General features: G+C 69.9%; 13 protein-coding genes and 1 tRNA gene. 6 read left to right on the plus strand and 8 right to left on the minus strand.

The window, feature by feature from the left end; genetic code table 11:
* Window positions 1-5: 5 nt before the first annotated feature.
* From DVW87_RS04255 to DVW87_RS04270, 4 genes are read right to left on the minus strand one after another with little or no spacing between them, the layout of a single operon-like run.
* On the minus strand, window positions 6-1607 hold the full coding sequence (locus DVW87_RS04255) for a carboxyl transferase domain-containing protein (RefSeq protein WP_114686474.1): 1602 nt from the start codon (window positions 1605-1607) through the stop codon (window positions 6-8).
* A complete protein-coding gene (locus tag DVW87_RS04260) occupies window positions 1604-2770 on the minus strand; it encodes an isovaleryl-CoA dehydrogenase (RefSeq protein ID WP_114686475.1) in 1167 nt (388 codons plus the stop codon). The genes DVW87_RS04255 and DVW87_RS04260 overlap by 4 nt, the downstream gene beginning before the upstream one ends.
* Window positions 2771-2811: 41 nt before the next feature.
* Window positions 2812-3792 carry an MBL fold metallo-hydrolase gene (locus DVW87_RS04265; protein ID WP_114686476.1) on the minus strand — a complete coding sequence of 327 codons (981 nt, stop codon included), beginning with the start codon at window positions 3790-3792 and terminating at the stop codon, window positions 2812-2814.
* Entirely contained in the window at window positions 3789-5138 is a 1350-nt protein-coding gene (locus DVW87_RS04270) for an ABC1 kinase family protein (RefSeq protein ID WP_114687063.1), read from the minus strand. Before DVW87_RS04270 ends, DVW87_RS04265 begins: the two co-directional genes overlap by 4 nt.
* Window positions 5139-5304: 166 nt before the next feature.
* Between DVW87_RS04270 and DVW87_RS04275 the strand changes: the two genes are divergently transcribed.
* Both DVW87_RS04275 and DVW87_RS04280 read left to right on the plus strand, forming a co-directional pair.
* Window positions 5305-6210: an ATP-grasp domain-containing protein gene (locus DVW87_RS04275; RefSeq protein ID WP_114686477.1), complete on the plus strand. Its 906-nt coding sequence runs from the start codon at window positions 5305-5307 to the stop codon at window positions 6208-6210.
* Window positions 6210-7229, plus strand: a complete 1020-nt coding sequence (locus tag DVW87_RS04280) for an LLM class flavin-dependent oxidoreductase (RefSeq protein WP_114686478.1) — start codon at window positions 6210-6212, stop codon at window positions 7227-7229. Before DVW87_RS04275 ends, DVW87_RS04280 begins: the two co-directional genes overlap by 1 nt.
* 58 nt (window positions 7230-7287) lie before the next feature.
* Here the strand turns inward: DVW87_RS04280 and DVW87_RS04285 are convergent.
* Both DVW87_RS04285 and cpdR read right to left on the minus strand, forming a co-directional pair.
* Window positions 7288-7362: transfer RNA gene (locus tag DVW87_RS04285), tRNA-Val, on the minus strand.
* A gap of 68 nt (window positions 7363-7430) precedes the next feature.
* On the minus strand, window positions 7431-7808 hold the full coding sequence (cpdR, locus tag DVW87_RS04290) for a cell cycle two-component system response regulator CpdR (RefSeq protein WP_114687064.1): 378 nt from the start codon (window positions 7806-7808) through the stop codon (window positions 7431-7433).
* A 110-nt stretch (window positions 7809-7918) separates the two neighbouring features.
* Here cpdR and DVW87_RS04295 point away from each other — a divergent pair, with 110 nt between their 5' ends.
* A complete protein-coding gene (locus DVW87_RS04295; protein WP_114686479.1) occupies window positions 7919-8767 on the plus strand; it encodes an N-formylglutamate amidohydrolase in 849 nt (282 codons plus the stop codon).
* A 180-nt stretch (window positions 8768-8947) separates the two neighbouring features.
* On the opposite strand, the gene DVW87_RS04300 is transcribed toward DVW87_RS04295, so the two are convergent.
* On the minus strand, window positions 8948-9727 hold the full coding sequence (locus DVW87_RS04300; RefSeq protein ID WP_114686480.1) for a SapC family protein: 780 nt from the start codon (window positions 9725-9727) through the stop codon (window positions 8948-8950).
* Window positions 9728-9790: 63 nt separating this feature from the next.
* A complete protein-coding gene (locus DVW87_RS04305) occupies window positions 9791-11239 on the minus strand; it encodes an FAD-binding oxidoreductase (RefSeq protein ID WP_114687065.1) in 1449 nt (482 codons plus the stop codon).
* A gap of 62 nt (window positions 11240-11301) precedes the next feature.
* Here DVW87_RS04305 and DVW87_RS04310 point away from each other — a divergent pair, with 62 nt between their 5' ends.
* The 3 genes from DVW87_RS04310 (at window position 11302) to DVW87_RS04320 (ending at window position 13460) form a co-directional block, all read left to right on the plus strand.
* Window positions 11302-11751 carry a hypothetical protein gene (locus tag DVW87_RS04310; protein ID WP_114686481.1) on the plus strand — a complete coding sequence of 150 codons (450 nt, stop codon included), beginning with the start codon at window positions 11302-11304 and terminating at the stop codon, window positions 11749-11751.
* Between the two features lie 96 nt (window positions 11752-11847).
* A complete protein-coding gene (locus tag DVW87_RS04315; protein ID WP_114686482.1) occupies window positions 11848-13248 on the plus strand; it encodes a DEAD/DEAH box helicase in 1401 nt (466 codons plus the stop codon).
* Window positions 13249-13259: 11 nt separating this feature from the next.
* A complete protein-coding gene (locus tag DVW87_RS04320; protein WP_239017745.1) occupies window positions 13260-13460 on the plus strand; it encodes a DUF1289 domain-containing protein in 201 nt (66 codons plus the stop codon).
* Window positions 13461-13464 lie beyond the last annotated feature (4 nt).

Here is a 13464-nt window from a genome sequence, read left to right on the forward strand (position 1 = left end):
GCGGCCTACATCCGGAACACGCCGAACGCAGGGCGCTCGGGAATGGGAGCGTTGAGCGCCGCCGTCAGCGCCAGCGTCAGCACGTCGCGGGTCTGCGCGGGATCGATGACGCCGTCATCCCACAAACGGGCGGTGGCGTACCAGGGATTGCCCTCGTCCTCGTAGCGTTGCCGGACGGGCGCCTTGAACGCCTCGGCCTCCTGCGCGGTCCACGTCGCGGCGTCGCGGTGCACCGTCGCCAGCACGGAGGCGGCCTGTTCCCCGCCCATCACGCTGATGCGGGCATTGGGCCAGGTGAACAGGAAGCGCGGGTCATAGGCGCGCCCGCACATGCCGTAATTGCCGGCGCCGAAGCTGCCGCCGATCAGCACGGTGATCTTGGGCACGCTGGCCGTCGCCACCGCCGTTACCAGCTTGGCGCCGTGCTTGGCGATGCCCTCCGCCTCGTATTTGCCGCCGACCATGAAGCCGGAGATGTTCTGGAGAAACAGCAGCGGCACCTGCCGCTGGCACGCCAGCTCGATGAAATGCGCGCCCTTCTGCGCGGATTCCGAAAACAGCACGCCGTTATTGGCCAGCACCGCCACCGGCATGCCGCCGAGATGGGCAAAGCCGCACACCAGCGACGCGCCGTACAGCGGCTTGAACTCGTGGAACTCGGACCCGTCCACCAGCCGCGCGATCACTTCGTGCACGTCGTACGGCGCGCGCACGTCCTGCGGGATCAGGCCGTACAGCTCCGCCGCATCGTAGCGCGGCGGCACCGGCGTGCGCAGGTTCACCCCGGGCGCGCGCTGCGGCGGCAGGGTGGAGACGATGTCGCGCACGATCGTCAGCGCATGCTCGTCATTCTCCGCGACGTGATCGACCACGCCGGAGCGGCGGCCATGCGTCTCCGCCCCGCCTAGTTCCTCCGCGCTGATGACCTCGCCGGTGGCCGCCTTCACCAGCGGCGGCCCGGCCAGGAAGATGGTGCCCTGCCCGCGCACGATCACCGTTTCGTCGGACATCGCCGGCACATAGGCCCCGCCGGCGGTGCAGCTGCCCATGACGCAGGCGATCTGCGCGATGCCCCTGGCCGACATCTGCGCCTGGTTGAAGAAGATGCGGCCGAAATGCTCGCGGTCGGGGAACACCTCGGCCTGATGCGGCAGGTTCGCGCCGCCGGAATCCACCAGGTAGATGCACGGCAACAGGTTCTCGAGCGCGATCTCCTGCGCGCGCAGGTGCTTCTTGACCGTGAGCGGGTAATAGGTGCCGCCCTTCACCGTCGCATCGTTGCACACGATCATGCACTGGCGCCCGCTCACCCGGCCGATGCCGGCGATCACGCCGGCGCCGGGCACCTCGTCACCGTACAGGCCGTTGGCGGCGAGCTGGCCGATCTCCAGAAAGGCCGAGCCGGGGTCCAGCAATCGCTCCACCCGGTCGCGCGGCAGCAGCTTGCCGCGCGCGGCGTGGCGCTCGCGCGAGGCCTCACTGCCGCCCAGCGCCGCCCGCGCCACGTCGTCGCGCAGCCGCTCCGCCAGAGCGAGGTTGTGCGCGGTGTTGGCGCGGAACTGCTCAGCCTCGCGGTCGATTCGTGTTTCCAGTACCGGTGCGCTCACTGCGCCACCCGCTCGCCCGCGCCGATCAGCTCGCGGCCGATCAGCATGCGCCTGATCTCGTTGGTGCCCGCGCCGATGTCGAGCAGCTTGGCATCGCGCAAGAAGCGCTCCACCGGCCAGTCCCTGGTATAGCCCGCGCCGCCCAGCGCCTGCACCGCCTCGCCCGCCACGCGGAAGGCGTTCTCCGAGGCGAGCAGGATCGCACCCGCGGCATCGAAGCGCGTGGTGCGCCCGGCATCGCAGTTGCGGGCGACGGCATAGACATAAGCGCGCGCGGAGTTGAGCGCGACATACATGTCGGCCACCTTGGCCTGCATCAGCTGGAATCCGCCGATCGGCTGGCCGAACTGCTTGCGCTCGCGAAGGTAGGGCAACACCACGTCCAGGCAGGCCTGCATGATGCCCAGCTGGATGCCCGACAGCACCGTGCGCTCGTAGTCGAGACCGCTCATCAGCACGCCTACCCCGCCGTTCAGCGGGCCCATGACGTTCTCTTCCGGCACTTCGCAATCGTCGAACACCAGCTCGGACGTGGGGCTGCCGCGCATGCCCATCTTGTCGATCTTCTGGCCGATGGAGAAGCCCTTCATGCCGCGTTCGACAAGGAAGGTGGTAATCCCGCGGCTACCCTCGCCCGTCTTGGCGTAAACCACCAAGGTGTCGGCATAAGCGGCGTTGGTGATCCAGAACTTGGTGCCGTTGAGGACGTATCGGTCGCCCTTCTTCTCGGCCTTCAGCTTCATGGACACGACATCGGAACCGGCGCCTGCTTCCGACATCGCCAGCGAGCCGACATGCTCGCCGGAGATCAGCTTGGGCAGGTACCGCGCCTTCTGCTCGGCATTGCCCCAGCGGCGGATCTGGTTGACGCACAGGTTGGAGTGCGCGCCGTAGCTCAGGCCGATCGAGGCGGATGCCCGTGCAACCTCCTCCTGCGCGACGACATGCTCGAGATAGCCAAGGCCGAGCCCGCCGAACTCCTCCTCCACGGTGATGCCGTGCAGGCCCAGCTCGCCCATGGCCGGCCACAGCTCCTCGCGGGGGAACCAGTCCTCGGCGTCGATGCGCGCGGCCAGCGGCGCGATGCGGTCGGTGGCGAAACGGGTCGTGCTCTCGCGGATCATGTCGGCGCTTTCGCCGAGCGCGAAGTCGAAATCGGTCATGTCTGTCTCTCCTGGCGCAGGCTCCTATCCGGATGCAGGCGTCAGGGAAAGTCGTAGGCGGTGCCCGGTTGCGCCGGAACGAAGCGCTCCGCCGCAATGCCGGCCGCTTCCCGCGCGGCCGCCAGCGCCTCCACCGGTGCGTCGCGCGCCTCGTCGGTCAGCTGGAACGTGCCCCAGTGGATGCCGAGCGCGCGGCCGGCGCCCACCTCCTCGAACATGCGCACCGCTTCCTCCGGATCGACGTGCTGCGCCGCCATGAACCAGCGCGGCTCATAGGCGCCGATCGGGATCAAGGCCGTGTCGGGCGCGCCCAGGCGCTCGCGCACCGTGCCGGCGAGCTGCCCGTCGCCATAGCCGGTATCCCCGACGAACCACACGGAGCCGGCGGGCGTCTCCAGATAGTGGCCTCCCCACAACATCATGCGTGCGTCGCTCGGCCAGCGATTGGACCAGTGCCAGGCCGGCGTCAGCGTGGTGGCGAAGCCGTCCCCCAGCGGCAGGCGGCTCCACCAGTCCCCGACGAGGCAGCGGGCATCGGGTACCGCCTCCCGCACGACCGTATCGTTGCCCAGCGGCAGCGCGATCAGCGGGGCGTCGCGTGCCTGCAACCGCTGCAAGGTGGCGACGTCGAGATGGTCGTAATGGCCATGGCTCAGCAGCACCGCGTCGATCGGCGGCAGGTCCTCGAACCGGATGCCCGGCGCCGTCACCCGCTTGGGCCCGACACGGCGGAACGGGCTGGCGCGATCCGACCAGACCGGGTCGGTCAGGATGTTGGCGCCCGCCGCCTGGATCAGCAGGGAGGCATGGCCCACCATCGTGATCCGCAAGCCCGCGACGCGCGCCTCCGGCCGCGCCGGGGTCACCGGCACCGACCTCGGCCATTTCGCCGCGCCGCCCGCCAGCTTCCAGCGCAGCATGTCGCGCAGGCCGCGATCGGTGGCAGGCTGGCCGGGGTTGAAGAAGCGGGTGCCGTCGAAATGATCGCTCGGCGGCCCCTGATAATACCGGTTGCGGGTCATGCCGCGGGATGGTCCGCAATGGCCGCGCCGGCAAGCCCGCGCACGTCCACCCGCGCCTTCAGCCGGGCGGCGAGCAGCGCCGTGCCGCTCACCTTGCGCTGCACGAACAGCGTTTCGACATGCGGCACGTGCCAGGTGTCGCGATCGGCCATCATCGCCTTTGCCTCTTCGCGCACCACGGGTACGAAGGCGCGGTCGCCGAAGTCGAACGGTCCGGGGCGGTTCAGCGCCTCGTCGATCGACGCGATGATGCGGTCCACCGCCCCGCGATGCGCCGCGGCCGCCGCCGGGCCGAGGAAGTCGGTCTCCACCGCAATCTCGCGAATGCGGTTCCGGTCGCGCGCCAGCCCCGCCTCGATCAGCCGGCAATAGGCGCCGGCGGTATCGGCGGGCACCGTTCGGGTGGCGCCGAAATCCAGCAGCACCAACGCGCCGCTCTCCGGCTGCCAGCGATAATTGGCGAAGTTCGGGTCGGTCTGCATCACCCCGAACTCGAACAGCTCGCGCAGGACCAGCGTCAGCAAGGCGGCCATCGCGGCGTCGCGATCGGCCTGCGAAGCCTGCTCCAGCGCCTCCACCGGTCGCCCCTCGACATAACTCATCGCCAGCACGCGCCGGGTGGTCAGCGCCTCCTCCAGCACCGGCACGACATAGCGCGGATCGCCTGCCAGCCGCTCGCGATAGAGGCGCATCTGCTCGCCCTCGCGCAGATAATCGGCCTCCTCCGCCAGTTGCCGCTTGGCCTCGGCGAGCAGCGGCTTGAGGTCGAGCGAGGCGGGCAGCAGGCCGGTGACGCGCAGCAGCGTGGCGACATTGTCCACATCGGCGTCGATGCTTTCGGCGACGCCCGGATACTGCACCTTGATCGCCAGCACGCGCCCGTCCGGCAGGGTCGCGCGATGCACCTGGCCGATGGAGGCGGCGGCCAGCGGCGAGGCGTCGAAATGGCGAAAGCGCCGCCGCCAGTCCGCGCCCCATTCCTCCCGCAACAAGCGGTCGAGCTGCGCCGGCGGCATGCGATAGGCCTGGTTGCGCAGGCGTGCGAGAATGGTGGACAGCTCGGGCGGCAGCAGGTCGCCCGCGTCCATCGAAATCATCTGCCCCATCTTCATCGCCGCCCCGCGCAGGTGCGACAATTGGTCGGCCACCCGCGTCGCGTTGGCGGGGGTCAGCAGGAGATCGCCCATGCGCGGGCGCTCGCCGCTCGCCAGCCGACGCGCGCCCTCCGCCAGCATGCCGCCGGCCACCCCGCCGGCAAGGCGGCCGAAGCCGCCGAGCCGCGCCAGTCGCCCGCTGGGCACGGCGCGGTGTTGGCGCCGCGCGCTGAACTCTTCATCTTCGGCCATCGCGGCAGAACGCCGGGCCGGGCGCAACAGGTCCATAACCGTGGCGGACGTGCAGCATGGCGACGCAAGGGGCGGAAACTTCTGCTTTTCCTTGCTGAAGCGGGAGGCGGCTGGCGTTATCGCCGGGCCGATGCCACCGAGCCGCCTTCCCGGAGAACCCGCCATCGTGACCGATCTTGCCCTTCTCTACGAACACCCCACCTGGTTCGCGCCGCTGATCGACGCGCTCGACCGGCGTGGCATCGAACATCTGGCGCTGAGGCCGGAAGGCAGCTTCGACCCGGCGGATCGCACGCCGCCCGCCCGCGTGGTGTTCAACCGCATCGCCATGTCCAGCTTTCTGCGCGACGACGAGCACCCGATCTTCCACGCCGCCGCCCTCCTGGACCATTGGCGACGCGGCGGGGCGCGGGTGGTCAACGGGCCGGAGGTACTGGCGATCGACTCGTCCAAGGCGCGGCAGCTGTCGCTGATCGCCGGGCTCGGGCTCGCGATTCCCGCCACCCGGGTGGTGCACCGTGTGGCCGATGTCGAGGCGGCGGCGGCCAGCCTCGCCTTCCCGCTGGTGGTGAAGGCCAATATCGGCGGCTCGGGCGCCGGGATCGTCCGGTTCGACTCGACCGACGAACTGCGCGCCGCGGTGGCGGACCGCACGCTGCCGACCAGCATCGACGGCGTGCTGCTGGTGCAGGACTATGTGCCCGCGCGCCGCGGCACGGTGACGCGGATCGAGACACTCGACCGGCGCTTCCTCTACGCGCTCGACATCGCCGGCGGCGGCACGTTCGACCTGTGCCCGGCCGACGCCTGCCAGGTGCCCGGCGCGCCGATCCCCATGGTTTCAGCCGAACCTCCCGCCGGCCTGCGCGAGGCGGCGGAAGCGATCGCTCGTGCGGTGGACCTGGATGTCGGCGGCGTGGAGGTGATGATCGACGACCGCGACGGCGTGCCGCGCTTCTACGACATCAACGCCCTGTCGAACTTCGTCGCCAGGCCGCTGGACGTGCTCGGCTGGGATCCGCACGAGCCGCTGGTCGACTATCTGGTACAGGTCATGAAGGAGGCGCGCTGATGCGGTACGGATATTGGACGCCGGTGTTCGGCGGCTGGCTGCGCAATGTCGCGGACGAGGGCATGGAGGCGAGCTGGGACTATACCCGCCGCCTGACGCAACGCGCCGAGCAGATCGGCTACGACCTGACGCTGATCGCCGAGCTCAACCTCAACGACATCAAGGGCGTGGAGCAGCCCGCGCTGGATGCCTGGTCCACCGCCGCCGCGCTGGCCGCGGTGACGGAGAGGATCGAGCTGATGGTGGCCGTCCGCCCCAACTTCCACCACCCCGCTTTGTTCGCCAAGGCGGCCGCGAACATCGACCGCATCGCCGGCGGGCGCCTCGCGCTCAACGTCGTGTCCTCCTGGTGGGCAGACGAGGCGAAGCAGTACGGCCTGCAATTCGACCAGCATGACGACCGCTATGCCCGCACCGAGGAGTGGCTGCGCGTGGTGGACGGCCTGTGGACCGAGGAGCGCTTCAGCTTCGAAGGCCGGTTCTATCGCACGGAAGACGCGATCTGCGCGCCCAAGCCGGCCAGGCGCCCCACCGTCTATGCCGGCGGGGAAAGCGAGAAGGCCAAGGCGATGATCGCCGCGCAGTGCGACGCCTATGTCATGCACGGCGACCCCGCCGCCGCGATCGCGCCCAAGATCGCCGACATGGCCGCGCGGCGGGAAGCAGCAGGGCGCGCCCCCATGCAGTACGGCATGGCCGCCTATGCCATCGTGCGCGACAGCGAGGCGGAGGCGAAGCGCGAGCTGGAGCGGATCACCACCGTCACCGACCTGCCCGCCGGCTATGCCAATTTCGACCAGTGGCTGTCGGGCACGCAGCTGGAGCGCGAGCTGAAGATCCAGGAATATTCCGTCTCCAACCGCGGCCTGCGCCCCAACCTCGTCGGCACCCCCGAGCAGTTGCGCGAGCGGATCGCCGAATACGAGGCGGCCGGGCTCGACCTGCTGCTGCTCCAGATGAGCCCGCAGGCCGAGGAAATGGAGCGCTTCGCCGCGCAGGTGATCGGCACCGGCCTTTAGGGCGCCCAGGAGCGGGCCAACAAAAAGCCCGCCGGGTCGGCGACCTGGCGGGCTTTCATGGTGGGCGTGGCAAGGATTGAACTTGCGACCCCTGCGATGTCAACACAGTGCTCTACCACTGAGCTACACGCCCACGGGAAGCGGGCCTTTAGCCGCCCGTGCGCGGCGACGCAAGCCGGCTTTTCAGGGAAAGCGCATCCGTCAGAGCCCGCCGCTCACGCTTTCCGTGTCGAACAGGCGATCCACCTCCATCACCAGGTCGCGCAGGTGGAAAGGCTTGGACAGGACGCGCGCCTGCGGCATCGGCTTGCCGGTCTTCAGCGTCACGGCGGCGAAGCCGGTGATGAACATCACCTTCAGGTCCGGCGCCATGTCCGCCGCCTTCTGCGCCAGCTCGATCCCGTCCATCTCCGGCATCACGATGTCGGTCAGCAGGAGGTCGAAATGCTCGCTTTCCAGCAGCGGGATCGCCGCCGTGCCGCGGTCCACGGCGCTGACGGCATAGCCGGAGCGTTCCAGCGCGCGGGTCAGATACTCGCGCATGACCTGGTCGTCCTCGGCCAGCAGAATTCTAATCATGGTGCCCCGCATTTCGGTCAGCGCCGGGTTATGCGCCAAGCGCTTAACATTTTCCAGCGAGCGACGCGGGCGATTGCGGCCTGCCGTGGCACATCCTAGGCTCCCGACGGATGACAGGTGCCCCGCCCTTCTCGATCCTGGACGGCGGCGCGGCGAGCCCCGTCGTGCTGTCGGTGCCGCATGCGGGGCGCGTCTACCCGCTGCCGCTGCGCGCCGCGCTGCGCGTGCCGGAAGCCGCGCTGCTGCCGCTGGAGGATCGCTACATGGACGTGCTGGCGCTCGCCGCGCGGGGCGTGGAAACCACCGTCGTGCAGCAGCATGCGCGCGCCTGGATCGACCTCAACCGCGCCGAGAACGAACGCGATCCGGCGGTGGACGACGGCGCCGACAGGCTCCCGCTGCCGCTCGCCTCGGCGAAGCTGCGCTCGGGCCTGGGGCTGGTGCCGCGGCGCGCCAGCGGCACGGGGGACCTGTGGCGGCGCAAATGGGAGGCGGGCGAGATCGAACGGCGTATCGCCCAGGACCATCGCCCCTATCATGCGGCGGTCGCCGCGGCGCTTTCGGCGGCCCGTGCACGGTTCGGCACGGCGGTGCTGCTCGACCTTCATTCCATGCCGCCGCTGCCCGGCAAGGGCTCTGCACGGATCGTGCTGGGCGATCGGTTCGGCCGGGCAGCCGCGGCGCGCTTCGTCCACCGGCTGGAGACGGCCGTGATCGGCCATGGCCTGCGCCCGGCGGTCAACACGCCCTATGCGGGCGGCCACATCCTCGATCGCCACGGAGCGCCGGCCGGCGGCGTGCATGCCGTGCAGATCGAGTTCGACCGCAGCCTCTATCTCGACCGAACGCTGGCGCAACCCGGCCCGGGGCTGGAGCGCACCGCCGAGCTGCTGCGCGCGATGATCCGCGCCGTGGCCGACGAGGCCTTGGGCGGCGGCGCCACGCTGGCCGCCGAATAAAAAAACCACCCCGCGCTGGGAGCGCGAGGTGGCCGAGGTTCAGGGAGGAGCGCCCTGAAAGGGCGCGGCGCGGCTCCGCGAAAGGGGGGGACACGAAGGCCGCGTAGACCAAATATAGGAGGGCGGCCCTTGGGTTCAAGGGCCGCCCTCACAGTGCGTCGAAATGTTGCTTTCGCGCGATCAGTTGACCGGCGCGAGCGTCGGCAGCGGCATCTTGCCCTGCGCGGCCTGGCGCGCGAACACCTCGCGGATCAGCGACAGCGAGAACAGGTGCGCATAGACCAGCGGCAGGAGGCCCGACTGGTGGATCTTGCGCAGCTGGTCGCCACGCAGGTTCTGCAGCTTTTCCTCGTTCACCATCTGGAAGCCGCGATAAACGAACGGGCGGTCGCTGTCGTTCGGCTGGATCGTCACCTCGCCCTCCATCAGCAGGTCCAGCTCGCGCAGTTCCTGCATGAACGAGGCGGTGCGGGCGCCGGCCTGCTCGAACGATTCGTTGAACGCCAGCACGTTGCGCGTGGTCTCGCTCGGCTCGCTGCCGTTGAACAGCGCCTCGCCCTCCTCGAAGGCGCCGATCGCGCCGGAGGTCGGGTCGAAGCACAGCGACAGTTCCTGCGCATCCGGCCGCAGCCGCGCGAGCATGAACGGATAGCGGCGGATATAGGCCGGCACGTACAGGTCGTTCTGGATCAGCGCGCCTTCGTCATCGACAAAGGTGTTCACGCCCTCGTTCAGGCCCATCAGCGCGATCGGCACCGCATCGTCGCCAACGGTGAAGACGATCGGCAGGTGCCGCTGCACCAGGCTGAACTCGTCCACCGTGACCGGCACGGCATGGTGCTGTGCCAGGAACGGCGCCTTGTCCAGCGGACGAAGGCGATAGTTGGCGTGCGCGTCGCTCGAAAGCGGCTCCAGCGCGTTGTAGAAGAGCGGCAGTTGCGAATTCGGCGCGCTGGCCATCAGGTCTCTCCGGTTTCAGTGCAATCTCGCGCCGGCCCCCGCCCGCGCATGAGGATTTCCGCCCTAGATTGTGGCTCCGGCCGGCGCAAGCGTGACGAGCTTGCCCGGATTCAGCAGCTCGTGCGGATCGAACGCCGCCTTGATCGCGCGCAGGGCCGCAAGGTCGCCCGGCGCGGCGAGCCGTTCGAGCTCGGCGCGCTTCATCTGGCCGATGCCATGCTCGGCCGAGATCGATCCCCCGGCCGCCACCACCAGGTCGTGAACGAAGCGGGACACCTCCGGCGCGAGCTCGCGGTACCATTGCCCTGCCGACATGCCGGGCGCGGCGCGGACGTGGAAGTGGATGTTGCCGTCGCCGAGATGGCCGAAGCCGGAGGCGTGGGTGCCGGGGAAGCGCGCCTCGCACGCGGCCGCCGCTTCCAGCATGAACCGCGGCATGGCGGCCACCGGCACGGAAATGTCGTGCTGCGCCGCCGGTCCTTGCGCGCGCTCGGCGGCCGACAACGCGTCGCGCAGCTGCCACAGCGCCTCCGCCTGCGCCTCGCTGGCGGCGATCGCCGCGTCCTTGATCAGGCCCTCCGCCAGCATCGACTCCAGCAGTCGTTCGAGGAGCGCGGAGGGGCCCTCCCCTTGCGCCGTCGTCGAGACCGCTTCCACCAGCACGTGCCAGCGGTGCTGCCCGGCAAGCGGCGCGCGGGCGTCCGGCAGGTAGGCGAGCGCCGCGGCCAGCGACCCTGCCGGCAGGATCTCGAAGCTTTCGATCGCCTCGGTGTCGGCCTCCAGCCGGCGCAGCACGCGCAGCGCCTGCTCCGGGCTGTCGAGGCCGAGCCAGCCCACCGCGCGCGCAGCGATCGCAGGGAACAGGCGCAGGCTCGCCGCCGTGATGATGCCCAGCGTTCCCTCCGCGCCGATCAGCAGCTGATCGAGGTCATAGCCGCGATTGTCCTTCTTCAGCGCCGCCAGCCCGTCATGCACCGCCCCGTTCGGCAGCACCGCCTCCACCCCGGCGACCAGGCTGCGCATGGTGCCGAAGCGCAGCACCTGCGTTCCGCCGGCATTGGTGGAGCACAGCCCGCCGATCGTCGCCGTCCCCCGCGCGCCCAGCGTCAGGGGAAAGCGCCGCCCGACCGTCGCCGCCGCCTCGTGCAGGTCGGACAGGATCACCCCGGCCTCGGCCACCGCAAGGTTGTCGGCGGCGGAGATCGCGCGAACGCCGTTCATCCGCCGCAGCGACAGGATCAGCGCCGAGCCGTCCGAAGGCGGCGTCGCCCCGCCGACCATGGAGCTGTTGCCCCCTTGCGGCACCAGCGCCACTCCCTCCTCCCGCGCCAGCGCGACCAGCCGCGACACTTCGGCGGTGGACGCCGGCTGCAGGATCGCCGGGGCAGCGCCGTGGAAACGGCCGCGCCAGTCGTGCAGCCAGGGCTCGATCAGGTCGGGGTCCGTCACGGCCGCGCGCGGCCCGAATGCGTCGCGCGCCGCCGCGACAAGGCGCGATTGGGCAGGAGTCATGCCGGCCAAGTGGCGGTAATTCATGCGTTGTTCAACCGGAAGCGGTAACGCGCGAGGAAACCATGCCGCATTCGCTCGCCTATCTTCCGCTCCTCCTCGCCGCGGCGCCCGTGCTCGGCCAGGACGGACGATCGCGATCCGACCTGGCGGTGGCGCAGCTTCGTGTGCAGCAGCGCATCATCGTGCGCATCCCCCGCCTGCCGATCGGACGCCAGCCGCTCGATGCTCCGCCGATCCGCTGGGAGGAGAAGAAGGGGCCGAAATGCCTGCCGGTGGACGGGCTGCAAGGCGCCTCGCTTGCCGGGCGCAACGCGATCGACCTGATCGCCGACGGAGACGATCGCTTCCGCGCCGTGCTGGACGACGATTGCTCGCCCATGGATTTCTATTCCGGCTTCTATCTGAAGCCCACCGCCGACGGCATGGTATGCGCCGGGCGCGATTCGATCCGGGCACGGTCGGGGGGCAGCTGCCGCATCGACACGTTCCGCAAACTCGTCGCCAGGCGCTAAGGCACCGCCTCTTTTCTTGACTTTTCGGGGCAGTTCCGGAAAGCGCGGAAGCGCTTGGCCGGTACCTTGCGTATTGGTCCTTTTTCCGGAACCTGCATGACCTTCGCCGATCTCGGCCTTTCCGACGAACTCCTGTCCGCCGTCACGGCTGCGGGCTATACCGAGCCGACGCCGATTCAGGCGTCGGCGATCCCGTCCGTGCTGATGATGCGCGACCTGATCGGTATCGCCCAGACCGGCACCGGCAAGACCGCCGCCTTTGTGCTGCCGATGATCGACGTGCTCGCCCACGGGCGCAGCCGCGCGCGCATGCCGCGCTCGCTGATCCTGGAGCCGACGCGCGAACTCGCCGCACAGGTGGCCGAGAATTTCGAGAAGTACGGCAAGAACCACAAGCTGTCCGTCGCCCTGCTGATCGGCGGGGTGCAGATGGGCGACCAGGTGAAGGCGCTGGAAAAGGGCGTGGACGTGCTGATCGCCACGCCGGGCCGCCTGATGGACCTGTTCGGGCGGGGCAAGATCCTGCTCACCGGGTGCAACCTGCTGGTGATCGACGAGGCGGACCGGATGCTCGACATGGGGTTCATCCCCGACATCGAGGAAATCTGCACCAAGCTGCCGGCGCAGCGCCAGACCCTGCTGTTCTCCGCCACCATGCCGCCGCCGATCAAGAAGCTGGCGGACCGGTTCCTGTCCAACCCGAAGACCATCGAGGTCTCGCGTCCGGCTTCGACCAACCTGTCGATCACGCAATGGCTGGTGCCGACATCCGGCCAGAAGAAGCGCGCCACGCTGGAGCGGCTGCTGCGCGCGGAGGACGTGACCACCGCCATTATCTTCTCCAACCGCAAGACCACGGTGCGCGAGCTCAACAAGAGCCTGCAGCGCGACGGCTTCCGCTCGGGCGAGATCCATGGCGACATGGAACAGCCGCAGCGGCTGGCCGAGCTGGACCGTTTCAAGTCGGGCGAGATCAACATCCTCGTCGCCTCCGACGTCGCCGCGCGCGGGCTGGACATCAAGGGCGTGTCCCACGTCTTCAACTACGACGCGCCGTGGCATCCGGACGACTACGTCCACCGCATCGGCCGCACCGGGCGCGGCGGTGCGACGGGCGTGGCCTTCACGCTGATGACGCCGGACGATGCCGAGAATATCGAGAATATCGAAAAGCTGACCGGCACCAGGATCCCGCGCTGGGAAGGGGGCGCGGAAGCCGAGGTCGAGGCTGCCCCCGCCCCCGCCTCCGCCGAGCCGCGAGAGAAGGCGCCGCGCAAGGGCCGGGGCAAGCGCCGGGACGAGACGCCGGCTCCTGTCGCGAGCGAGGACGCGCCAGCCGCGCCGCGCCGCGAACGCCGCCCCGAGCAGGCCGAGCGCCCCGCTCGCGCGGAGCGCGCCCCTGTCCCGGCCCCGTCGTCTTCGTTCCGCAGCGACGGACCGGACGAGGGCTGGAACGGCCCCATCCCGGACTTCCTGAGCTACAAGCTCGGCGCCTGAGCGCCGCGCCCGTGGAGGAGGAGGACGGGTTCGAGATCGTCCCGGTGGTCGCGATCGAGAGCCCGTGCACCAACGTCTGCCGCATCGGCGCGGACCGGCTCTGTGAGGGGTGCCGCCGCACCGTGGCGGAGATCGCCGGCTGGACCGCCGGCTCTCCCGAGTGGCGGGCGCGGGTGCTGGCGGACCTCGCCCGGCGCAAGCCTGGCGGCTGACCCG

This window comes from Sphingomonas aracearum (assembly GCF_003345355.1).
Taxonomy (GTDB): domain Bacteria; phylum Pseudomonadota; class Alphaproteobacteria; order Sphingomonadales; family Sphingomonadaceae; genus Sphingomonas; species Sphingomonas aracearum.